A 23,387-nucleotide genomic window follows, 5' to 3' on the forward strand; every position below is an offset into this window, starting at 1 on the left:
GACTCCTGGAACGTTTCGGGTCATGTGGCATCGCTCTCGCGTGGCGTGCTGGTGGCGGCGCCCGGAGCGGTTCTGCGTAGCGCGACGTCGTAGCGTCGGCCCTTCACAGTCTCGAACGTGATAGACTGTGCATCCTGCTCGAACCGGACGATCGTCCCCCGGTGAACAATCTTGAGCGATTCGAACCCTGACGGCAATCGGACCGAAAGGCGCGTGTCGCCGGCAATTACCGTCGCGTCGACATGGCCATCGCTCCACGCGATCGCAACCTCGTGACCGCCCCGCGCGCGGAGCCCGACGACGCGACCGCTGGTCCATTGCGGGGGGACCGCAGGCAGCAGCGCGATCTCGGTTTCGCGGCTCTGTAGCAGCATCTCCGCGATCGCCGCGGTGATGCCCAGATTGCCATCGATCTGGAATACGGGCCGTGGCTTTGCCGGATGCGTGTCGAGCAGGTTCGCTGCGACGCTGTTGGCGATGAACGCGGAAAGCAATCGCCCGGCCTGCGCGCCGTCACCCAGCCGGGCCCAGACCGCGGTCGCCCATGCACGGCTCCAGCCCGTGCTGGCACCGCCATGCGCCTCGCGGCGCGCAATCGACGCGCGCGCAGCCCGGGCGAGCGCGGGCGTCCGGACGGGGTCGATCGCATCGCCGGGATAGAGCGGATAGAGATGCGAAATGTGCCGGTGGCCCGGGTCCTGCTCGGCGAAGTCGGTCGCCCATTCCTGAAGTTGGCCATATCGGCCGACGCGATAGGGTTCGAGCTGCTCGAGCAACCCAGTGAGGCGCGCCGTCAGCCCGTCGACGTCACCGATAACCGCCATTGCCGCGATGCAGTTCGTGAACAATTCACGGATCAGCGCCAGGTCCATCGTACAACCTGCCGAAATTGCGGCGGACTTGCCTGTGGCGGTCAGAAACAGATTCTCGGGCGAGATTGACGGCGCGGTCGTGAAAAGGCCGCTTCGCGGGTCGCGAACCAGCCATGCCGCACAGAATTCTGCGCAGCCGCGCATCAACGCAAAGCCCCGCGCCTTGAGGAAGTCGCGGTCGCCGCTGAAGCGGTAATGTTCCCAGACATGTTGCACCAGCCACGGGCCGGCCATCGGCCAGTTCGCCCAATTGGGATCGCCGACGCCCTCACCGACGGGGTTGCTCATCGCCCACAAATCGCTGTTATGATGCACACACCAGCCCGGCATTCCGTAGAATTGCCGCGCGGTGCGCGCGCCGGTGACCGCGAGCCGCTCGATGTGATCGATCAGCGGAAAATGGCAGTCTGCGAGATTGCAGGTCTCGGCGGCCCAATAGTTCATCTGGAGATTGATGTTGGTGGTGTAGTTCGAGCTCCAAGGCGGGCGCACCGCGGCATTCCACACGCCCTGAAGATTGGCGGGCATCGTATTGGCACGGGAACTGGCGATGAGGAGATAGCGGCCGAGCTGGAACAGGCGTTCGGCACGCGGTGTATCGCCGTCCCCGATCGTGCCGTTGAGTTCGAGCGAGGCGCGGCGGTAGAGCGCCTGATGATCGCTGACGTGACGCTTTACTAGTGTCGTATAGTCATGACGTCTGGCAGCCGCGAGGTCGCGTTCGGCCGAAGCGCGGACCGCGGCGACCGGTGTGTCGGGCGCGAGGTCGAAGCGGCGAAACCCTGTGGCGGCGGCGATGCGGACGATCGCGGTTGTGGCGCCGCGGATGTGCAGCGCGCCCTCCGACGCGGTGATCGTGCCGCCATCTGCTTCGACCGACAGGACCGTCGCGAAGGCCATGCCCTGACGAGGGCTATCCGAATATAGAATGGGGTCGGGAACGTCGCGATAATCGGGCTCGCTCTGCGTCGGCGCCTTGCCGAGCAGGGTTATCTGGTTGCTGCCTGATTGTGCGGTAGCCGTCGCCGTCGCGCGCAGCTTGCTCGTCAGTATCAGGCGGCAATCAATCATGCCGCGTCTATCCGCGGTAAGGCGCAGCACGATCACGCCATCGGGGTGCGAGGCGAACAGGTCGCGGCCGAAGCCTGTCCCGCCAGAGCGATACGTGACGGATGCAACCGCGCGATCAAGGTCGAGCGTCCGGCAATAGTCCTGCGGGGCTTCGCGATGATCCATCTCGAGGTGGAGATCCGCCATCGGGGCATAGCTCGCGCTGAATGGCCCCTGGAGAGCATGGCTCAGTTGATCGGCACTGACCAGATCATCGGCGAACACGGCGCGGCGCACCGCCGCGAGTGCGTCCCGGTTTCGAGGATCAGCATCGCCCTGATCGCCGCTCACGTCGGGCTGGCCGCTCCACAATGTATCGTGATTGAGCGACAATATGTCGCGTACGACCCCGCCGCCCATCATCGCGGCGAGCCGGCCGTTACCCACGGGGTGCCCGAGCAGCCACTCGCTCGCGGGCTCGGCCGCCGCAATCCGGTGGCGCTCGTCCACACCGGGGGCGTTGGCTTCGGCGGCGCCCAGCCCCGTGAAGAGACCCGCAAACATGGAACCGGTCCCTGCTGCCATGACGCGGCGACGTGATACGCTGGCGAATGCGTCGGCGACGCCCGGTGGTTGACCCGTCATGCTTTCCCTTCCCGCATGGCGGCGCGTCCGGTGGCGCCGCCATGCCTGGCTACGGCCCTAGAAATCCAGGGTCGCCCCGATGTTGATAGACCGGCCAAGCGCATCGTAGACCGAAGGCGAGGTGTTGACGCGCTCCGCCGCCTCAAGCGGGGGGCTGGGACGAACCGGCGCCGCCCGGTTGAGCACGTTGTTGACGACCAGTCGCAGCGTCAACGCCCGCGATACGGTGACGCTCCCGCTCAGGTCGAACACGTCATAGGCCGGCAGATACTTATACGCATCCGGCACGTTCGGATCGTCCTCGCCGAAAATCGGATTTCCGTCGAGACGCGAGTTCTTCAGCCCCGAATTATGCCTCCAGTTGACCGAGACCAGCGCCTGGGTCTGCGCAGCTTCGGGGGAGCTGAGCGTAAACCGGAAATTGTGCTGATACCGGCGATAGCCCTGCCCGGCATAGGGCCCGAACAGCCCGACCACGTTGAAGTCGGTGTCGGGGAGGCCGAGATCACCGCCCTTGGCGGTCTGCAGCGTCGCGACATAGCTGGTGGAGAACCGCGCCCAGTTGCCCATCCGCGTGTCGTAATTGGCAGAGAAGTTCAACCCGCGGGCATTCGTTCGGCCAAGGTTGCTGTATCCCTGGTTGATATAGCCCGTTGCTGCTCCGGCGTTGCTGAATAGCGTCCCGTCGGCGTTGCGCTTGAGCTGTCCGCAGAAGAAATCATAGCCGGTGTTCGCGCAGGTCTGCAGAAAGTCGATCGCGCGGTAATAGCCGATGCCGTTCTGGATCTCGATGCTGTAATAATCGGCGGTCGCGGAAAAACCGCGCAACACGCGGGGCGTCAGGACGAGGCCGTAGGTGTAGGTGTGCGCGACTTCGGGCGTCACCAGACCTTCGGAACCGTTGCGGACAGTGCACAGGAAATCCGGACATTGCTGGATCGCGCCATATTGTGCGGCGGTCACGCCGGTGCTTGCGCAGACCTCGCGGCTGGCAACGGGGCTCGTCCCTGCGCACGGATCGCCCAGCGTGTTCGTGTCGAGCACACCGTAACTGGCGTTGGCGTTCGACGAGAGTTCGTAGATGCTCGGTGCGCGGGTTGCCTTGTTGTAGCTCGCCCGGAACAGCAGGTCCTCGATCGGCCGCCAGCTGCCGTCGATCTTGTACGTCGACCGCACCCGTTCGACCCCGGAATATTTCGATCCACGGATCGCGGCGCCGATACTCAGGTCGCGGATCAGGGGGCGGTCGCTGACCAGCGGCACGTTGATCTCACCGTAGAGGTCGACCGCGTTGTTGGACAATGTCGAGGGCGTCGACCCGAACGCATCCTGATAGGCGGCGTCGGGGCGCGAACGATAGCCGCTCGACCGATATTCCCCGCCAACCGCGATGTTGATGCCCTTGGTCGAAAACGGGCTTCTGATGCCATATTCGCCGAGGTCGCCGGTGACGTTGGCATTGCCCACCCATTGCTCATACCGCTCGCGGAACACGCCGCCGCCTTGCGCGAATGACAGATAGTCGACGGCCGCGGCGCTGGGCCCGTTGGTGGAGAAGATGTCGAGCGGGACGCAGCTCGGGTCGGATCCATTGACCACCGCGGCGCAGGTCGGCGTGCCGTTGACGTCGACCACCTGCAGTGCGGTGGCGACCTTGGCGGGGTCGATGCGGCCGAGCTGTTGCTGGCGATAGAGCGTGGTCGAATAAACGCCGCCTACGTCATAATGCCATGCGCTGCCCAGATCGCCGCGAAACCCCGCCACCGCGCGATAGATCTCGTTGGACGACAGCGTCGACTGCGCGTCGGTAAAGCGGTAGCGGACATCGGTGCGGACGTTCGTTGCCGTCCCCGCGGCAGTACCGCACAAAGCCCCTGCCTGCTGTTGTGATAGAAGCGGGTTGTCGCAGTTGATGTCATAGGGGATCGAGCCGGGCTGGATCGTGGCGGGATCCGACTGGCTCCGCGACTCGGACCTCAGATAGAGCCCGTTTGCATAGAGCTGCAGCGCGGGGGAAACCTCGTAGTTGAGGAAGACGGCGCCGTTGTATCGCTTGTTCTCGCGCTGGAAATAGAAGCTGTCGTTGTAGTTGTAGCCGTTGGCCCCCGTGAACGGGACGAATTCGCGACCCCCACCCGCCGCGTTCGTGAGGACGGAGCCATCCTGCGCCGGCCCGGACAGCGCCTGGAAATAGCCCGCCGGCGTTGCCGAGGACGGTGAGGCGCAGACGACCGACTGCCCCGACAAGGTGATCGGGCAGACGGAAAACGATCGCGACGACGCCAAGACAGGCTCGACTTGGCTATAGGCCCCGAAAAGCGAGATGTTGCCGCGGCCGCCGGCGAAATTCTTGCCCATGCTTATATTGGCGTCGAACCGGCCGCCATCATTGGCCATGCCGCTAGGCACGGCGAAGCCTGCGACACGCGCAGCCTGCGCGGCGATGTTGTCGCGATTGTCGGCGTTGTAGAAGCCGTAATTGACGTTCGCGTTGACGCCCTCGAAATCCTTGCGGAGGATGAAGTTCACCACGCCGCCGATAGCGTCCGAGCCATAGACGGCAGATGCGCCGCCGGTCAGAAGGTCGACGCGCTCGATCAGTCCGACCGGTACGACGGACGCATCGATGCCTTCGGTGACACCGATCCGCTGACCATCGATCAGCGTGAGCGTCCGGTTCGTCCCGAGGCCGTGAAAATCGAACTGCTGGCGCCCGTTGCCGTTCGATAGATTGGTGTCATTGTTCTTGATCGCCGGAACGCGGTTCAGCACCTCCTGGACGCTGAAGGCTGCCTGCAGCTTGATGTCCGCCTGGCTGACGCTGGTCACCGGCGCGGTTTCGACGAGATTTTTCGACCGGATGCGCGATCCCGTCACGACGATGTCGCCACCAGGCGGCGTCGGACCCGTCGTGTCGTCCTGTTCCGTGTCGGGCTGGTTCGCCGGGCGTTGCGGCAAAACCCGTGATTGAGACCCCGTCATTGCCACGCGCGTCAGCGCGACGGGGCGTGCGATCACATAGACGCCCTGTCCCGTTCGCGACGTGACGAGACCACTGCCCTGCAGGAGCCGGTCGATCGCCACGTCCGGCGTCATCGAACCGCTGATTGTCGGGGATACGCGGTTGGCGAGGAGGGTTTCGTCGAACACCATCTGCACGTGCATCTGGCGGCCGAGCAACCGCAGCGCCGGGCCGAGTGGCTGGGCCTTGATGTCGACGCGAACCACCCGCTGCGCCTGTGCCGGAGAGACCGCCATCACCGTAGCGATTGCCACGCAGCTTACGCAAAGAATTCGTCGGTCCCTTAACATCATCGATCGCCCCTCTTCCTCTGTTATACTTTTGTGACGTGCGAGGGTGTCGAACACTCACTTCATTACGAAAATTATCTTATAATTTCGCTTTATCTCCGTTTCAGCGACGGCGGCTCAAGCGGATCGCCTCGCCGTCAACGGCAGCATCGACCGGGAAGGTTGTGGCGATTGCGTCGGCAAAGGCATCGACGTCGCCATTGTTGAAGACCCCGCTGACGCGAATGTCCGCGGCACCCGGATCGACAATGATCCGGCGGCGCTGGGCATAGCGGTTCATGCGTTCGGCGGCGGCGACGAGTGTCTCCGACGTGAAACTCACCTGCTCCGCGCCCCAGCCGTCGTTTCCGATCGATGAGTTCACGGATCCGACGAACCCCGATATCGGCAGGCCGATCTCATGCCCCGGGGTCAGCGCGCGCTCTGCGGTCAGCTGGTGCCCACCCAGCCGGACGACCTCGTTCATCTGCCCCTGGGGGGTATCACGCAACACCGCGACCCGACCCTCGAACAGCGCGACCCGGACTTCGCGGCTGAGCCTTTCGACGGAAAACTCGGTCCCGGTTGCGATCACCACGTTGCGCCCGCTGCGTACGGCGAACGGGCGCAGCGGATCCTTTGCGACCTTGAAGCGCGCGCGGCCCTTCTCAAGGATGATGTCGCGGCGTTGCGGGCTGAAGGCGACCGTGACCATGCTGTCGGCGTCGAGCGACAGACGCGAGCCATCGGCCAGCGCGATGACACGTCGCTCACCGATCGCGGTGCGATATTCGTCGCGGCCGCCGTGGCGCCACGCCAGCGAGCCCAGCGAAAGCGCAAGCAGGAGCACAGCCGCGATCGCCCAAGCCACAGGTCGGGACACCATCGGCGTCCGGATCCAGCGACGCTGCCCCGCGCGATGTACGGCACCGAGGGCTTCGCGGCGTAGCGCGAGCATCTCGGGAGCGTCGGCCTTCTCCTCAACCGCGTCCCAGGCGGCAAGCGCTGCGCCCAGGCGCTCGCCCCGGCGCGGGTCGTCGGCCAACCACGCGTGCAGGTCGGTGCGCTCCTTTGGAGACAAGGCCCCGTCGGACAACCGCAGGCACCAGTCGATGACGGTGTCCGCATCGGATTGCGGCGCAGTCATTACGAGTCTCCCATGGCGGCAAGCAGCGCGCGCATTGCGTTCGCGATATGTTTCTCGACCGCGCTCACGGAAATGCCGAACGCATCGGCGATCGCCTTACGCTGCATGCCTTCCAATCGGTAGAGAATGAAAATTTGGCGAGTCCGGTCAGGCAGGCCGCCCAGCGTGCGCGCGACGCACCCGACGCTCTGCCGCGCGGACAGCAACCGCTCGGCGTCGATCGGATCAACGCCAAGGTCAGCATCGGTCGCTCGTGATTGCTGATATCGGTACCTGGTCGCATCACGTCGATATTGATCGCGCAACAGGTTGGCGGCTGCCTGGAAGATATAGCCTTCGGGATTGTCGGTGGCCGGCCCCCTCATCGTCGCCATGCGGATGAAAAGATCCTGGATCAGATCTTCCGCCTGCACGGGATCACTGAGACGACGGACGAAGAACGCCATGAGCGCCGGCCGCATGCGTTCCATGACCGCCGACAGATCGCGTCCCGGCATCGCGCCGGCCGGAGGCCTATGCTTCATCATGTTAGATAGACGGGTAGGGGCGCGATGTGCACAGTTTAAAAAGCCGCTTTGGTTATGGAGTTCGTCAGGCAGCTCCACGATCAGCAGCGCGTACCGCGGGCGGGGTGGGTAGATACATATTGCCAGCTCGGCGAGAACGGCCGAACGCAACGTCCTGGCGCGAGAGCGTGACCGCGGACTGAGAGCCCTGCGGCGCATGCGACGACGAGGATGGCGATGAAGCAGAGGATGATCCCGGTTCCCCGTCTGACGACTTTCGTTGCAGTGCCGCTTGCGCTGCTGCCGTGCGCCTGCGCGGGTGGGCCGAGCACCGCGTCGATCGCCGCGCAACCGGCCTTTGTCGCCGAACGGTTCTTCGCCGGGCGGCTGGACGGGACGGGCGTGCTCAAGATCGCATTTCGGGCGCCGGTCCGGACGCATGTCGCGAGCGTCGGTCGCGTCGCTCCCGACGGCACCTTGATCCTGGACCAGCATATCGAGCAACAGGGCAAGCCGCCGCGCGATCGGCAATGGCGGATCGTTCCGCTCGGGCACGGGCGCTACACGGGCACGCTGACTGACGCGTCCGGACCGGTGACGGGCGAGGCGTTCGGCAATCGCCTGCATCTGGCCTTTCGTATGCGCGGCGGCATGATGGTCGATCAGTGGCTGACGCTGTCACCCGGTGCCCGGGTCGCGCAGAACCGGCTGATCGTCCGCAAGCTCGGCATGACGGTGGCGACACTCGGCGAAACCATCAGGATACTGCCATGAGCGCGCATCGCGAACGTCACCTTGTATCGCGGAGCGGCTGGCTTCGTGCCGCGGTGCTCGGCGCAAATGACGGGATGGTGTCGACCGCGAGCCTGATCGCGGGCGTCGCCGCGTCGGGCGCAACGACCGGCGCCGTGTTCGTGGCCAGCGCGGCGGCTATGGTCGCGGGGGCGATGTCGATGGCCGCGGGCGAATATGTGTCGGTCAGTTCGCAGGCCGACAGCGAGGCTGCCGATCTGGCGCGCGAGCACGGCGAACTCGCCAGCGACTGGGCGCATGAGCATGACGAGCTCGCGCAGATCTACGTGGCGCGCGGTCTCGATGCGACGATCGCGAGCGAGGTCGCGCGGCAATTGATGGCGCATGATGCGCTCGGCGCGCATGCCCGTGACGAACTTGGCATCTCCGAAATCGTCATGGCCCGCCCGCTCCAGGCGGCATTCGCGTCCGCTGTCAGCTTCGTCGTCGGCGCGATACCGCCGCTGCTGGTGGCCATCCTGACGCCTGCGCCACACCGGCTGCTAGCGGTGACGGCAGCGACTCTGGTCTTCCTCGCGCTGCTGGGCATCGTCGGGGCGCGAACAGGCGGCGCAAGCCCGTGGCGCCCGGCGCTTCGCGTCCTGTTCTGGGGTGCGGCGGCGATGGCCGCGACGGCCGCGATCGGGCATCTCGTGGGTCGCGCGGTCTGATACCTGGCCCCAATCGGGTACGGATTTCCGCGGCTCGCCTGAATGCGAGCGCGGCGGCTTCGACATACGAGGCCGAATAGCCAGCGTTTTTGATCGTGGGTGCGACTGGTAACCGCCTCCTATCGGCGTATACGACCGGATCGTAGACGGAAGGGCCGGGGATCGGCCCACAAGGAAAGATGCTGCTGCACCCTTATGGATTCTGCTGATCAGACCCTGGAACAGCTTGGCTGGGACGCACATTTCGAGAGCCAGGTCTCGACCGCCGAAGCCGCTTATTGTCACCGCGCCAGGGTCATGGCCGTCCACCGCGGCCAGATCGCCGTGACAGGGGCGGGCTGGGCGGGCGATCTGTCGCCCTATATCGCCGGTGCCACGCCGTCGGACGATCACCCGACCGTCGGCGACTGGCTGCTGACCAGCGCGGACAGGGCGCAGGCGCTGCGTGTGCTCGGTCGCAAGAACCTGTTCAAGCGCCGTGCGCCGGGTGATCCGCGCGGTGAGCAGATGATCGCCGCGAATGTCGACACGGTCTTCCTCGTCGCGTCGTGCAACCAGGATTTCAGCGTTGCGCGGCTTGAGCGCTATCTCGTCCTGGCACGCGAGGTCGGGGTCGATGCGGTCGTGATCCTCACCAAGATCGACCTGACGGACGTGCCCGAGACCTATGTGGACGCGGTTCGCGCGATTGAGCCCGGGCTGATCGTCGAGACCGTCGACGGCCGCGAACCTGGCGCTGTGGCGCGGCTCGCCGCCTGGTGCGGTATTGGCAAGACCGTCGCCTTTCTGGGGTCGTCGGGCGTCGGCAAGTCGACGCTCGTCAACACGTTGCGCGGATCCGCCAGTATCGCCACCCAGGCGATCCGCGAACATGACGGGACGGGGCGGCATACGACGACGGTGCGCCAGATGCACCGACTCGATCAGGGCGGCTGGCTGCTCGATTTGCCGGGCATGCGCGAATTGCAATTGTCCGACGCGGCCGCGGGCATCGCGGAAGTGTTCGATGACTTTACCCTCGCAGCGCAGGAGTGCCGGTTCTCGAACTGCGCGCACGGCGGCGAGCCGGGCTGTGCGGTGCGCGCGGGGATCGACGCGGGCACTTTGACGCCCGAACGCTTTGCGCGCTGGCGTGCGCTGGAAGCGGGCGAGGCCGCCGCCACCGCACGCACCTCCCGACGGCGCTCTCGCTAGCGCCGTGTTGGGGAGCTTGAAACCGCGGTAGAGGTCGAGAACGGGCGCGACGATGCGCTCTTTCCCCATTGCCGGTTCGGCCGGGCGCTCATCACGAACCGCAAGTCGCCGCCCTGCCGGATCTCATCATCGCGGAGATAGGTGCGGGTGAGGGGCCGGCCGTTCAGGGTGACCGACTGGACGTAGCGATTGGCGGTCGAGAAATTGTCCGTGCTGATCACGAACTGCTTGCCGCCGGGCAGCATCAGCGTCGCCTTGGGCAGGAAGGGGCGGCCGATGACATATTCGTTCGCGCCCGGTGCGACCGGATAGAAGCCTAGCGCGGTGAACACGAGCCAGGCGGACATCTGTCCGAGATCGTCGTTGCCGCTCAATCCCGCCGGCGTGTCGGCATATTGGCTGGCGACGATCTGCCCCAGCCGCTCCTGTGTACGCCAGGGTGCTCCGGCATAGCTGTAGAGATAGGCGACATGATGGCTCGGCTCGTTGCCGTGGATATACTGGCCGATCAGCCCGGCGATGTCCTCCGCATGGCTGTAGTCGATCTTCGACAGGTCGAAATCGAACATCGCGTCGAGCTTCCGGATCGTCTTGGCGTCGCCGCCCAGCAGGCGGAAGAGCCCCGCCTGATCCTGCGGTACGAACCAGCTATATTGCCACGCATTGCCCTCCGTATAGTCGGAGCCGTAGTTGATTGCGGTCGGGTCGAAGGGGGTGCGGAACTGTCCGTCGGTCTTTCGCGCGCGGAGCCAGCCCGACGACGCGTCGAAGCTGTTGCGCCAGTTGCCGGCCCGCTTCTCGAAGCGCGTGGCGATATCCGACCGGCCGAGTTTTCGCGCCATTCGCGCGATCGTCCAGTCGTCATAGGCATATTCGACGGTCTTGGAGGCGGCTTCGGGTTCCTTGTCGATCGGCACATAGCCCCGCGCGATATACTCGCCGAGACCGCCATAGCTGGCATGGTCGGCGCTCACGACCATCGCGTCCAGCGCCGCATTGGCATCGAAGCCGCCAATTCCCTTCATATAGGCATCGGCGATGACGGGTACGGCGTGATAGCCGATCATCGTCCACGTCTCGCGCCCGGCGAACTGCCAGACCGGGAGGATGCCGTCGGGGCTGTGCGTCTGGCTGGCGAGCAGCGAGCGGACGATGTCGGTGTTCGTCTTTTCCGGCTGGATCAGGGTCAGCAGCGGGTGTTCGGCGCGGAACGTGTCCCAGAGCGAGAAGGTCGACCGGACCGTGAAATCGGTCGCCTGGTGGATCTGGTCATCGGGCCCGCGATAGCGGCCGTCGCGGTCGCTCCAGATGCTGGGCGCGAGCAGGCTGTGGTAGAGGGCGGTGGCGAAGATGCGGCGCATCGGTGCCTCGGCCTCGAACGTGACGGCGCCGAGCGCGGTGTCCCAGGCGGCCTGTGTCTGCGCATGGATATCGTCGAAGCCGCCCGCTTCACCGTCGAGATTGGCGAGCGCGCCGGCTTCGTCGACGCCCGAAATCCCGACCTTCACCTCGAGCGGTTTGGTCAGGACGCCGAAATCGAGACGGGCCTCGAGCGCTTGACCGAGCTTTTCGGCGAGCGCGTCGCTGTCGCGGCCCGGCCCCTGGAAACCCTTGTAGGGAATGGCGGTCTCGCGGTTGACGAGCGCGTGGCCGGTCAGGGGGGCGGAGAAGCGCATCGCGAAAAAGAGCTTGCGCCCGGGGGCCCATCCGCGGATTTCGCGAAAGCCGGTCAGGACGCCGTCGTCGCGTAGGTGCAGCCCCGACCACAGGATCTTGCCGGGGTAATTGTAGAGTGACGAGCGGAGGTCGAGAACGAGATGCGCCGCCTTGCCTGCGGGAAAGCTGTAGCGGTGCACGCCGACCCGTGAGCCGGCCGTCATCTCGGCGCGGATGCCGCGATCGGCGAGCGTGACGGCGTAATAGCCGGGCTTCGCGGTTTCGGTGGCGTGCGAGAAGCGCGATCGGTAGCCGGGGGCGGCGGGCGTTCCCGGGTCCATCGGCACGTCGTCGCCGGCGACGGGCATGACCAGCACGTCACCGAGATCCGAATGGCCGGCGCCGGAGAAATGGGTGTGGCTGAAGCCGACGATCGTCGGGTCGTCGTAGCGATAGCCCGCGGCGTGCGGATAGCAGTCGCGGAGGACGCAGGAGGTGTCGGTGTCCGGCGAGAGCTGGACCATGCCGAACGGCGCGACGGCGCCGGGGAAGGTATGCCCCTCACCACCGGTGCCGATCAGCGGATCGACCGAGTCGCTCGGTCGCGGCGCGGTCTGGGCGAGGGCGGGGGCGGGGCACACGGCGAGCAGGGCGAGCGCCGATCCGGCGAGGCAGAGACGCTTGGGCATTGGCATGGCGGTCACCCGGTCTGGGAGGGGAAGGGGCTCCGGAGTCTGGGGCCGGAGCGGCAAGGCCGGGTGCTGATACCGGCCGAGTTAAAGACGACAGCATTCAGTTTGCGGGGCGATTTGGCAAGACGGCGCGCCGCCGGCGAACCGCCCGGCAGGTTTAGTGCCGGTTCGGCCAAGTTCCGAGCCGCGGCGAATGTTGCGAATGTTGAGACCGAAACGGCATAAATCTGCTCCGCATAATCCATTTGACAATTTACTTTTATAATTGGCAAATAGGCAAGCAAAGACGACGTACCGTGACGATCCGATGAACCGGACGTCCCACCCGAATACGGGGGCAGGCACGCGATCGGCAGGGAGACGTGAGGGGGCAAGGACGTCCCGCACGCCGAAAAGGGGAAGTCTGATGAGCGCAACCAAGACAATATATGCCGTTCCGTCGCATCGCCGCCGCGCGCTGCGGTTTCTGCTCGCGGGCGCAAGCCTGAGCGCGGCGCTGGCCGGGACGGCGCACGCGCAGGAGGCGGCGCCGCCATTGCCCGCTGCCGCCGCGACACCGCAGACCGGCGACACGACCGGAACGCCCGACGCGGTAACGCCCGCATCGACGGCGACCGCGCCCTCGGGCCAGACGGCGGACACCGCGTCGGCCGTCGCGGGTGAGCAGGATATCGTCGTCACCGGCTATCGCCGCTCGATCGAGAAGAGCCTGAACCAGAAGCGCGAAGCCAATGCGTTCGTCGACGTCATCACCGCCGAGGACATCGGCAAGTTCCCCGACAAGAACGTCGCCGACGCGTTGCAGCGCGTGCCGGGCGTCGTCATCACGCGCGACGGCGGCGAAGGCGCGCGGGTCAGCATCCGCGGGCTCCAGTCCGACCTGACGCTGACGCTGCTCAACGGCAACTTCCTGGCCGGCGCGGACAGCGGCGATCCACAGCGGTCATTCAACTATGTCCTGCTGCCGTCGAGCTTTATCGCCAGCACCGAGGTCTACAAGTCGCCCGAGGCACGGCTGGAAGAAGGCGGCGTCGGCGGCACGATCATCCTCAACACGCGCAAGCCGTTCGACGTCCCGGCCTGGTCGGGCTTCGTCTCGACCGAGGGCACCTATTCGGACACCACCGAGAAGTTCGAGCCGCAGCTCGGCGGACAGCTGTCGTGGAAGAACGAGGACGAGACGTTCGGCCTGCTGGTCGGCGGCGTGTGGCAGAAGCGGACCAACCGCGAACTGCGCAGCAGCTCGGAAAGCTGGCTGTGGTGGAGCGACCGCGATGCGCAGGGCAATGTCCTGACGCCCGCGACCGACGTCAACGGCAAGCCCTTCGCCAATGACGACGCAATCTCCTATTGGCCGGGGCAGGGCACGACCGCGCGCGACGGCACGCATTATTCGGGCTATTGGGCGCCGCAGTCGGTCAATGCGCAGGTGTTCGACCAGGAACGCGAACGCTATGGCATCCAGGCGACCGCGCAGTTCCGTCCGTTCGAAAATGTCACGGTCACGTCGAACTATTTCCGCTTCGGCTACAGCAGTGACTATACTGCCAATAACCTGAAGATCCCCGAATGGGGCTATAACGACTTCTTCACCGGCGCGACGCTCGACAAGAGCGGGACGATCTTCCAGTCGGCCAATTTCGCGGTCCCGGCGGCGGGGACGGGCTGTCTCGCTCGTGCGACCCCGTGCACGATGGAGACGCCGCAGATCGGCGGCACGTACAGCCGCGAAAAGCAGGTCTCGAACACGTTCGAAACCGAAGTGAAGTACAGCCAGGACCGGTTCGACGCGGTGCTGAAACTCGGCAAGACCAAGTCGAGCGGCGGCCCGTCGACGCGGTTCAGCGTCGCCTCCAAGCCGCGGCTGACGATCCCCGGCCAGGAGCAGAACGGCAACCTGGTCAGCAACTGGGACATTTCGAACGGCATCGCCGATTTCACCTTCTCGCCCGAATTGCAGCAGAACATCCGCAACGGCATCGCGCAGATCGACGTCGGATCGACCAATTCGAGCTTCACGAACAGCGACCTGGCGCAGCGGTATCTCCAGCTCGACCTGACGCGACGGTTCGACGGGTTCCTGAAGTCGGTGCAGATCGGCGGCAAATGGCGTGACCTGAGCATCCACCGCGAGACCGGACGCAATGAATGGTATGCCGATGCGGCCAACGAGATCCGCTATCAGGATACCGCGGCGGGCGCGGTCGCGCGGCCCGAATTCTTCTATGAAAATCCGATCGGCAACATCAACGGCGGGTTCAACGCCAACGTCGTGCCGGGGATCAATTTCGACAAATATCTGAGCTATCTGAACGCGACCTATGGCGACGCGGTCCGCGTCAACGAGCGCGACTTCGTCTATGATCTGGGTGAGCGCGTGTTCGCGGGGTACGCCCAGGCGAACTTCGGCACCGGCGGCCTGCGCGGCAATATCGGTGTGCGCATGGCCAATACGCGTCAGTCGGGCAACACGTCCGACCGGCTCCAGTATCTGAACGACTATTGCGTCAACGGGCCGAACGGGTCGTTCGATCCGAACCGCCCGCTGGGCGCGGACGGCAATTGCCAGGTCCTGCCGCTGAGCGTCCGCGAGACGATCGTCAACACGCGGGCCGACCAGACCAAGACCTACACCGACTGGCTGCCGAGCTTCAACATCTCGTACGAGATCACCCCGGACCTGCTCGTCCGCGGTGCGGTCGCCAAGGTCATCTCACGGCCGTCCTTCGCCAATCTCGGGTCCGAACGGTCGCTGACCTATCGCTCGCCCGAATATGCGTTCGACCGCGGCCAGTTCGGCGAATTCGAGGGCTGGTCGGGCAGCGGCGGCAATTCGGAACTCAACCCGTTCTCGGCATGGCAGTATGACGCCGGCATCGAATGGTATTTCCATCGCGGCTCGGTGCTGGGCGCGACGCTGTTCCGCAAGGACGTGTCCGATTTCGTCGTGCCGCTGGTGCTGAACGTCACGCGCGAGGTGGCGGGCGAACAGGTGCTGATCCAGCCCTATTCGACGGTCGCGAACGGATCCAACGCGCGGTCGCAGGGTGTCGAGCTCTATGCGCAGCACACGCTGTCCTTCGGGCTGGGTGCGCAGGTCAACTTCACCTATAACGACACGTCGGTCGCCGACGTGACGCTCGACGGCCAGTCGGTCGGCTCGTCCGCGCTGGTCGGGAGCGCGAAGACGCAGATGAACGCCTCGGTCTTCTATGAACATGGCAAGGTGCTGGTCCGCGCGTCGTACAACCGCCGCGGCGAGGTCGTCGGCGGGCTCCAGTCGGGGCTGAACGTCTATACCAGCCCATACGAACAGGTCGATCTCAACGCCGCCTATGCGCTGACCGACCGGCTCAACATCACCGCCTCGATCATCAACCTGACCAAGTCGGAAGAGAGCCAGCATCTCGGCAACGATACCAAGGATCGCTTCGTCTATCGGAATTACTTCGGGCGCCGCGCCTATGTCGGCGTGTCGTTCAACTTCTGATGGCGGGGCCAAAACCTTCCTCTCCCCTGGTGGCTCCTTCGCGGAGCCACCGTTTTTTTGATAGATATCCCCGCGTCCTGCGCCGGGCGCTGACGCTGGCGGGGCTGCTCGCCTGCGGCGCGGCGACCGCGTCCAACCCGATCGTGCCGGGCTGGTATGCCGATCCCGAGATCCGCGTATTCGCGGGGCAATACTGGATCTACCCGACCTATTCCGACCATGCCGGAAAGCCCGTAGCGCCGAGCCGCTTCACGCCCGCGCAAAAGGCCGCCCGACTGCGCAAGACGGTCCGCCCGTCCTATGGCATGCAGACCTTCTTCGACGCGTTTTCCTCGCCCGACCTGGTGCACTGGACAAAGCATCGCCGCGTGTTCGACGTGCAGGATGCGGGCTGGGCCGCCTATGCGATCTGGGCGCCGTCGGTGCTCCAGGCGAACGGGCGCTATTACATGTTCTTCAGCGCGAACGACATCCAGAGCGATGGTGAGCTCGGCGGCATCGGTCTCGCGGTCAGCGCGACGCCGGGCGGTCCGTTCAGGGATGCGCTGGGCAAGCCGCTGGTCGGCGCGTTCCACAATGGTGCGCAGCCGATCGACCCGTTCGCGTACCGGGATCGCGACGGGCAGGTCTACCTCTTCTACGGCGGGTGGAAGCATTGCAACGTCGTCCGGCTGAGCCCCGACCTGAAGCGCGTCCTGCCGTTTCCCGACGGGACGATGTTCAAGGAGATCACGCCCCCCGGCTATGTCGAGGGGTCGTTCATGATCGAGCGTCGCGGCGTCTATTATCTGATGTGGTCGGAGGGCGGGTGGACCGGCCCGGACTATAGCGTCGCCTATGCGACTGCGCCGAGCCCGACCGGGCCGTTCACGCCGAAGGGCAAGATCCTGTCGCAGGACCTGCGCATCGCGCGCGGCGCGGGGCATCATTCGGTCGTCAACGTGCCCGGCACCGACGACTGGTACATCGCCTATCACCGGCGGCCGCTCGACACCGATCGCGGCGAACACCGGCAGATCGCGGTCGACCGCATGGTCTTTGCCGCCGACGGTACGATCGAGCCCGTCGTCATGACCGATACCGGCGTCGCGCCGCGGCCGATCCGTGCCGGGTCAACCGCCGGGCCAACCGCTTCAGGGCGCGACCAACATTCATCTGGGAGAGCGATGTGAGACACAGGGTAATCGCCGCATTGCGCGGCACGGTGGCGGCGGTCGCGTCGATCGCGCTCGTCGCACCGGTGCCGCTGTCGGCACAGGCTGCGGCCAGCGCCGACGCGCAGCCGTCGGTCGACCTCGTCAACCCGCTGATGGGCACCGACTCCGACTATACGCTGTCCTACGGCAACACCTATCCCGCGGTCGCGGTACCGTGGGGGATGAACTTCTGGACACCGGTGACGGGCAAGCCCGGCAGCGGCTGGGGCTACACCTATGACGGCAACAAGATCAACGGCATCAAGCAGACGCACCAGCCCAGCCCCTGGATGAACGATTATGCCGCGTTCGCGCTGATGGCGACGACCGGCGCGCTGAAGGTCAAGGCGGACGAACGCGCCTCGTGGTACAGCCACAAGGCCGAGGAGAGCCGGCCCTATAGCTACAAGGTCTATCTCGCCGATTACGACGTGACCGCGGAGGTCGCGCCGACCAACCGCGCCGCGCAGTTCCGCTTCACCTTCCCCGAAAGCGACGACGCGCACATCATCCTCGACGGCTATGCGGGCGGATCGATGGTGTCGGTCGACACAGCCAGGCGCCGGATCACCGGCTATGTCCGCAACAATCACGGCGGCGTGCCGGGCAATTTCCACAATTACTTCGTCGCCGAATTCGACCACGCCTTCACCGTCAGTCGGACCTGGGACGACAACGGCCAGATCGCCGCGACGCCGGTGCGCGAGGGCGATCATGTCGGCGCGGTCGTCAGCTTCAAGACGCGCAAGGGCGAGCAGGTCGGCGTCAAGGTCGCATCGTCGTTCATCAGCCTCGACCAGGCCGAGCGCAATTTGCGCGGCGAGATCGGCGGCGACGGCTTCGAGCAGACCAAGGCCAAGGCAAAGGCGGTCTGGCAGCGCGAGTTCGACCGGATCGAGGTGAGCGATCCCGACATCGACAACCGGCGCACCTTCTACTCGGCGCTGTACCGCATGCTGCAGTTCCCGCGCATGTTCCACGAGGTCGATGCCAAGGGTCAGACGGTCCATTACAGTCCGTATGACGGCAAGGTGCATCCGGGCTTTCTCTATACCGACAACGGCTTCTGGGACACCTGGCGCGCGGTCTTCCCGTTCTTCGCGCTGATGTATCCCGAGCGCGACAGCGAGATCATGCAGGGGCTGGTCAACACCTACAAGGAGTCCGGCTGGCTGCCCGAATGGGCAAGCCCCGGCCACCGCGACGTGATGATCGGGTCGAACTCGGCGAACCTGATCGCCGACGCGTATCTGAACGGCGTGCGCGGTTTCGACGTCGAGACGCTGTACGAGGCGATGGTCAAGAATGCGACGACCTCGCAAGGGCGCCCGGTCGACAAGAAGGGCGAGGTCGTCGGCGCGGTCGGGCGCGAGGGCGTCGAATATTACAACCGGCTGGGCTATGTGCCCTATGACGTCGGCATCAATGAGAATGCCGCGCGCAGCCTCGAATATGCGACCGCCGACTTCTCGATCTCGCGGCTGGCGAGCGCGCTCGGCAAGACCGAGGATGCCAAGCTCTATGCCGCGCGCGCGCAGAATTACCGCAAGCTCTACGACACGCAGAGCGGGTGGATGCGTGGGCGCAACCAGGACGGCAGCTGGTCGACCCCCTTCAACCCGTATAAATGGGGCGACGCGTTCACCGAGGGCAATGCGCTGCATTACAGCTGGTCGGTGATGCAGGACGTGCAGGGGCTCGCCGACCTGATGGGGGGCAAGGAGGCGTTCGTGAAGCGGCTCGATTCGGTGTTCACCACGCCGCCGATCTTCGACGACAGCTATTACGGGCAGACGATCCACGAGATTCGCGAGATGCAGATCGTCGACATGGGCCAATATGCGCATGGCAACCAGCCGATCCAGCACATGCCCTATCTCTATGACTGGGCAGGCGCGCCGTGGAAGACGCAATATCATGTCCGCGACGTGATGAAGAAGCTCTACGCGCCGACGCCCGACGGCTATCCAGGCGACGAGGACAACGGCCAGACCTCGGCCTGGTACGTGTTCTCCGCGCTCGGCTTCTATCCGGTCACGCCCGCGGTCGGCCAATATGCGATCGGCAGCCCGCTGTTCCGCACCGTCAAACTGACGATGCCGGGCGGCAAGAGGCTGACGATCGAGGCGGCGAACAACGGGCCGGGCAATGTCTATATCCAGTCGGCGAGCTTCAACGGGACGCCGCACGACAAGCCGTGGCTGACGCGCGAGGCGCTGCAGAAGGGCGGTACGCTGCGCTTCGTGATGGGGCCGACGCCGAACCGGAAATGGGGGGCGGCGAGCAGTGCTGCGCCCTTCTCGATGAGCGCACCGGTGGCCAAGCCATGAGCGACGCGCGCTTCACCCCCCGCCGCCGCGACGTGATGACCGGCGCGGCGGCGCTCGCACTGGCGACGGCGTTGCCCGGCGGGGCGGTCGCCGCGCCGCTGGCGAGCAAGCGCCCGCCGCGTGGCGAGCGTCGCTTCGTCAGCGCCGCAGTCGAGGCCGAGATCGCGCGCGTGAAGGCGAAGATCGCCGACCCCGAACTCGCCTGGCTGTTCGAGAATTGCTACCCCAACACGCTCGACACCACGGTCCGGCTGGGCATGGTCGACGGCAAGCCCGACGCGTTCGTCATCACCGGCGATATCGAGGCGCTGTGGCTGCGCGACAGCTCGGCGCAGATGCAGACCTATGTCCATCTCGCGCCCAAGGATGCGGGGCTGCGCCGCGTCTTTGTCGGGCTGATCGCACGCCAGGCGCGCTGTATCCTGATCGACCCGTACGCCAACGCGTTCATGGACGATCCGACCGCGAAATCGAACCTGGGCGCGCGGACCGACCAGACCGAGATGAAGCCGGGCGTCGCCGAGCGGAAATGGGAGATCGACTCGCTCTGCTACCCGATGCGGCTCGCACACGGTTACTGGACCGCGACGCACGACAAGACGCCGTTCGACGACCTGTGGGCGCAGGCGATGGTCCGCGCGGTCGCGACCTTCCGCGAACAGCAGCGCAAGGACGGCAAGGGCCCGTATCATTTCCAGCGGTTGAACGTCTCGCCGACCGAGACCTTGATGTTCGAAGGCTATGGCGCACCGACGCGCAAGGTCGGGCTGATCCATTCGATGTTCCGTCCGTCGGACGATGCGTGCCTCTACCCCTTCCTGATCCCGTCCAACCTGTTCGCAGTGTCGGCGCTGCGCATGCTGGCGACGGTCCAGCGCGAGGCGCGCGGCGATACCGCGGGCGCGGCGGACAGCGAGGCGCTGGCGACCGAGGTCGAGGCGGCGCTGCGCGCGCATGGCCGGATGCCCGACGGGCAGGGGGGCGAGGTCTGGGCCTATGAGGTCGACGGCTTCGGCAATGCGATCTTCATGGACGACGCCAACGTGCCGAGCCTGTCGGGCCTGCCGCTGCTCGGCGCGGCGGACCGCGCCGACCCGCTGTTCCGCCGCACCGCCGCGCTCGCCTGGAGCGACCGCAACCCCTATTTCTTTGCGGGCAAGGCCGCGCAAGGGATCGGCGGGCCGCATATCGGCCTCGACATGATCTGGCCGATGTCGATCGTCACGCATGCGATGAACAGCGATGACGACGCCGTGATCCGCCAGTGCCTGACATGGCTGAAGACGACGCATGGCGGCACGGGCTTCATGCACGAATCCTTCCACAAGGATGATCCGACGAAATTCACGCGCAGCTGGTTCGCCTGGGCCAACGGGCTGTTCGGCGAACTGATCCTCGACCTCGAGCGCCGCAAGCCCGCCTTGCTCGCCGCGCGCTACTGACATGGACCCACGGGAGAGACACATGACCACCGCCAACCGCCGCCAGGTGCTCGCCACAACCGGGCTTGCCGGCCTTGCGGGCGTGCTGCCCGCCGCCGCTGCCACCGCGCAGGGCCAGCGCCCGACCGCGGGCAAGCCCGATCTGTTCATCGGCACGGGTGGCCACGGCCACACCTATCCCGGGCCGTCGCTGCCGTTCGGGATGGTCCAGCTCGGCCCCGACACCGACAACAGCCGCTGGGATGCGTGCTCGGGCTATCACCAGGATGACGGCTCGATCATGGGGTTCAGCCACACGCATCTGTCGGGGACGGGAATCGGCGACATGCTCGACGTCCTCGTCGTGCCGACGCGCGGGCCGCTCAAGCTGAAACCCGGTGCGCTCGACAAGCCGCAGGACGGCTATCGCCAGCGCTTCTCCGACGAACTGGCCGAGCCCGGCTATTACCGCGTGAAGCTCGAATCGGGCGTGCTCGCCGAGCTGACCGTGACCGAGCGGACGGGGCATCACCGCTACACCTTCCCGCAGGGCGCGGGGCACATCCTGATCGACTTCGCGCACATGATCCTCGACGTCTGGGACAAGGGCGTGCTGATCGACGAGGCATCGCTGGCGCTGTCGCCCGACGGCATGCTGACCGGCAGCCGCCGCGTCCACCGCTGGGCGAAGGGTCGGCGGATCCATTTCGCGATGCAGCTGTCGCGCCGCCCCGACAGAGTCGAGTTCTTCGGCGACGACGACACACCGGCACCCGCGGGCGCGAAGGCGATCACCGGCAACCGGCTGAAGGTCGCGCTGTTCTTCGACCAGGCGGGCGGCGAGCCGATCCTGATCAAGACGGGGATCTCCGCGGTCGACGTCGCGGGCGCCAAGGCCGCGCTGGCGGGCGAGGCCCCTGGCTGGCAGTTCGACAGCGTCCGGCGCGCGGCGGCGCGGACCTGGCAGACGCAGCTCGACTGTGTCCGCGTCGAGGGCGGCACGCCCGATCAGCGCACGATCATGGCGAGCGCGCTGTACCACACGTTCCTGTCGCCGACGCTCTTCACCGACCGCGATGGCCGCTATGTCGGGCTCGACCGCAAGGTGCACACAGCGGCAGCGGGCGACACCGCGTACAGCACCTATTCGCTGTGGGACACGTACCGCGCGCTGCACCCGCTGCTCAATCTGGTCCAGCCCGACAAGGCCGCGCAGTTCACGCGCGATCTGGTCCGCCAGACGATCCAGAGCCCGGCGGGCTCGCCGGTCTGGCCGCTCCAGGGTGTCGAAACCGCCTGCATGATCGGCTGGCATTCGGTGTCGGTGCTGGCCGAGGCGTGCGTGAAGGGCGTAAAGGCGGACTATGCCGCCGCCTGGCCGCAGATCCGCCGCCGTGCGTTCGACCGCAGCTTTCGCGATCTGGAGAGCACGCTCGGCCGCGGTTATTACTACGACCTCGGCTTCATCCCCGCCGACAAGGTCTGGGAATCGGTCAGCCGGACGCAGGAATATGCGTATGACGACTGGGCGATGGCGGTGCTCGCGGACGCGGCGGGCGCCTCCGCCGACGCGCAGGCGTTGCGCAAACGCAGCCTCAACTACCGCAACGTCATCGATCCGAAGATCGGCTTCGCGCGGCCGCGCTTCGCGGACGGGACCTGGTGGGCGGACTATGATCCGATCCAGCTTGGCCACAACCCCGACAAGCACCGCGATTATACCGAGGCGAATGGCTGGCAGGCGACCTTCCTCAACCAGCACGACATCTATGGACTGATCGACCTGTTCGGCGGGGATGCCGGGTTCGTGAAGAAACTCGACGCGCTGTTCGTCGCGCCCTCGACGCTCCCCAAGAATGCGCCGCCCGACATTTCGGGGCTGGTCGGCCAATATGCGCATGGCAACGAACCCGACCAGCATGCCGCGTACATGTATGCCTATGCCGGTGCGCCGTGGAAGACGCAGGCGATGGTCCGGCGGTTGTGCACCGAGATGTACAAGGCGGATCCCGATGGGGTCATCGGCAACGACGATTGCGGGCAGACGAGCGCGTGGTTCATCTTCTCCGCGCTCGGCCTCTACCCGGTCGATCCGGTCAGCGCAGTCTATGTGTTCGGCTCGCCGCTGTTCGACGCCGCGGAGGTCGCGCTCGGCGGCGGCAAGACGCTCAGGATCACCGCGTCGGGCAATGGTCCGCAGGCGCCCTATGTCCAGTCGGTGCGGTGGAACGGCAAGCCCTGGACGAAGAACTGGATCGGGCACGCGGACCTCGCCCAGGGTGGCGAGCTCGCCTTCGTGATGGGGGACAAGCCGTCACGCTTCGGCACGGCGAAGGCGGATCGTCCGCCGTCGTACCACCCCGGACCGCGCCCGACGCGGGCTTGAGGGCGACCGCGCCGCGCCGGGTGCTGCTGCACCGGGCGCGGCGCGGGG

Annotated in this window: 13 protein-coding genes; 8 read left to right on the forward strand and 5 right to left on the reverse strand. The window is 65.9% G+C overall.

The features are described 5' to 3' along the window. Positions 1-20: 20 nt before the first annotated feature. The 4 genes from ASE89_RS13280 to ASE89_RS13295 form a co-directional block, all read right to left on the reverse strand. The gene (locus ASE89_RS13280; RefSeq protein WP_056678622.1) at positions 21-2,486 is read right to left on the reverse strand and encodes a glycoside hydrolase family 95 protein; all 2,466 of its coding nucleotides are present in this window, start codon (positions 2,484-2,486) and stop codon (positions 21-23) included. 138 nt (positions 2,487-2,624) lie between these two features. After that, entirely contained in the window at positions 2,625-5,843 is a 3,219-nt protein-coding gene (locus ASE89_RS13285) for a TonB-dependent receptor (RefSeq protein WP_168427675.1), read from the reverse strand. 139 nt (positions 5,844-5,982) lie between these two features. Beyond that, positions 5,983-7,005 (reverse strand): FecR domain-containing protein, encoded by a 1,023-nt coding sequence (locus ASE89_RS13290; RefSeq protein ID WP_056678628.1) that lies wholly within the window; start codon positions 7,003-7,005, stop codon positions 5,983-5,985. Beyond that, positions 7,005-7,502, reverse strand: coding sequence for an RNA polymerase sigma factor (locus tag ASE89_RS13295; RefSeq protein ID WP_037532990.1), 498 nt, complete (start codon positions 7,500-7,502; stop codon positions 7,005-7,007). Before ASE89_RS13295 ends, ASE89_RS13290 begins: the two co-directional genes overlap by 1 nt. Positions 7,503-7,748: 246 nt before the next feature. On the opposite strand from ASE89_RS13295, the gene ASE89_RS13300 reads away from it, so the two are divergent. The 3 genes from ASE89_RS13300 to rsgA all read left to right on the forward strand — a co-directional run bounded on the left by ASE89_RS13300 (position 7,749) and on the right by rsgA (position 10,168). Beyond that, positions 7,749-8,285: a DUF3833 family protein gene (locus tag ASE89_RS13300; protein ID WP_056678630.1), complete on the forward strand. Its 537-nt coding sequence runs from the start codon at positions 7,749-7,751 to the stop codon at positions 8,283-8,285. Beyond that, positions 8,282-8,974: a VIT1/CCC1 transporter family protein gene (locus ASE89_RS13305; protein WP_056678632.1), complete on the forward strand. Its 693-nt coding sequence runs from the start codon at positions 8,282-8,284 to the stop codon at positions 8,972-8,974. Before ASE89_RS13300 ends, ASE89_RS13305 begins: the two co-directional genes overlap by 4 nt. A gap of 195 nt (positions 8,975-9,169) precedes the next feature. Next, positions 9,170-10,168: a ribosome small subunit-dependent GTPase A gene (gene rsgA / locus ASE89_RS13310; RefSeq protein WP_056678635.1), complete on the forward strand. Its 999-nt coding sequence runs from the start codon at positions 9,170-9,172 to the stop codon at positions 10,166-10,168. Here the strand turns inward: rsgA and ASE89_RS13315 are convergent. Next, entirely contained in the window at positions 10,165-12,513 is a 2,349-nt protein-coding gene (locus tag ASE89_RS13315; RefSeq protein WP_056678639.1) for a GH92 family glycosyl hydrolase, read from the reverse strand. The genes rsgA and ASE89_RS13315 overlap by 4 nt on opposite strands. A 409-nt stretch (positions 12,514-12,922) precedes the next feature. Here ASE89_RS13315 and ASE89_RS13320 point away from each other — a divergent pair, with 409 nt between their 5' ends. The 5 genes from ASE89_RS13320 to ASE89_RS13340 are packed head-to-tail and all read left to right on the forward strand — an operon-like array spanning position 12,923 to position 23,339. Further along, positions 12,923-16,006, forward strand: coding sequence for a TonB-dependent receptor (locus ASE89_RS13320; RefSeq protein WP_056678642.1), 3,084 nt, complete (start codon positions 12,923-12,925; stop codon positions 16,004-16,006). 29 nt (positions 16,007-16,035) lie between these two features. Then, positions 16,036-17,178 (forward strand): glycoside hydrolase family 43 protein, encoded by a 1,143-nt coding sequence (locus ASE89_RS13325; protein WP_236701793.1) that lies wholly within the window; start codon positions 16,036-16,038, stop codon positions 17,176-17,178. After that, the gene (locus ASE89_RS13330) at positions 17,175-19,532 is read left to right on the forward strand and encodes a GH92 family glycosyl hydrolase (RefSeq protein WP_056678644.1); all 2,358 of its coding nucleotides are present in this window, start codon (positions 17,175-17,177) and stop codon (positions 19,530-19,532) included. The genes ASE89_RS13325 and ASE89_RS13330 overlap by 4 nt, the downstream gene beginning before the upstream one ends. Then, positions 19,529-20,974, forward strand: coding sequence for a glycoside hydrolase family 125 protein (locus ASE89_RS13335; RefSeq protein WP_056678648.1), 1,446 nt, complete (start codon positions 19,529-19,531; stop codon positions 20,972-20,974). The genes ASE89_RS13330 and ASE89_RS13335 overlap by 4 nt, the downstream gene beginning before the upstream one ends. Before the next feature lie 22 nt (positions 20,975-20,996). Then, on the forward strand, positions 20,997-23,339 hold the full coding sequence (locus ASE89_RS13340; protein ID WP_056678651.1) for a GH92 family glycosyl hydrolase: 2,343 nt from the start codon (positions 20,997-20,999) through the stop codon (positions 23,337-23,339). Positions 23,340-23,387: the final 48 nt, after the last annotated feature.

This window comes from Sphingomonas sp. Leaf30, from assembly GCF_001422525.1.
Lineage (GTDB): Bacteria > Pseudomonadota > Alphaproteobacteria > Sphingomonadales > Sphingomonadaceae > Sphingomonas > Sphingomonas aerolata.

What these genes read in the sequence shown, in the direction of transcription:
- ASE89_RS13280 (WP_056678622.1), bottom strand. Translation starts at nt 2,486, where the DNA reads ATGTTTGCGGGTCTCTTCACGGGGCTGGGCGCCGCCGAAGCCAACGCC.
- ASE89_RS13290 (WP_056678628.1), bottom strand. Translation starts at nt 7,005, where the DNA reads ATGACTGCGCCGCAATCCGATGCGGACACCGTCATCGACTGGTGCCTG.
- ASE89_RS13295 (WP_037532990.1), bottom strand. Translation starts at nt 7,502, where the DNA reads ATGCCGGGACGCGATCTGTCGGCGGTCATGGAACGCATGCGGCCGGCG.
- ASE89_RS13300 (WP_056678630.1), top strand. Translation starts at nt 7,749, where the DNA reads ATGAAGCAGAGGATGATCCCGGTTCCCCGTCTGACGACTTTCGTTGCA.
- ASE89_RS13305 (WP_056678632.1), top strand. Translation starts at nt 8,282, where the DNA reads ATGAGCGCGCATCGCGAACGTCACCTTGTATCGCGGAGCGGCTGGCTT.
- rsgA (WP_056678635.1), top strand. Translation starts at nt 9,170, where the DNA reads ATGGATTCTGCTGATCAGACCCTGGAACAGCTTGGCTGGGACGCACAT.
- ASE89_RS13315 (WP_056678639.1), bottom strand. Translation starts at nt 12,513, where the DNA reads ATGCCCAAGCGTCTCTGCCTCGCCGGATCGGCGCTCGCCCTGCTCGCC.
- ASE89_RS13320 (WP_056678642.1), top strand. Translation starts at nt 12,923, where the DNA reads ATGAGCGCAACCAAGACAATATATGCCGTTCCGTCGCATCGCCGCCGC.
- ASE89_RS13335 (WP_056678648.1), top strand. Translation starts at nt 19,529, where the DNA reads ATGAGCGACGCGCGCTTCACCCCCCGCCGCCGCGACGTGATGACCGGC.
- ASE89_RS13340 (WP_056678651.1), top strand. Translation starts at nt 20,997, where the DNA reads ATGACCACCGCCAACCGCCGCCAGGTGCTCGCCACAACCGGGCTTGCC.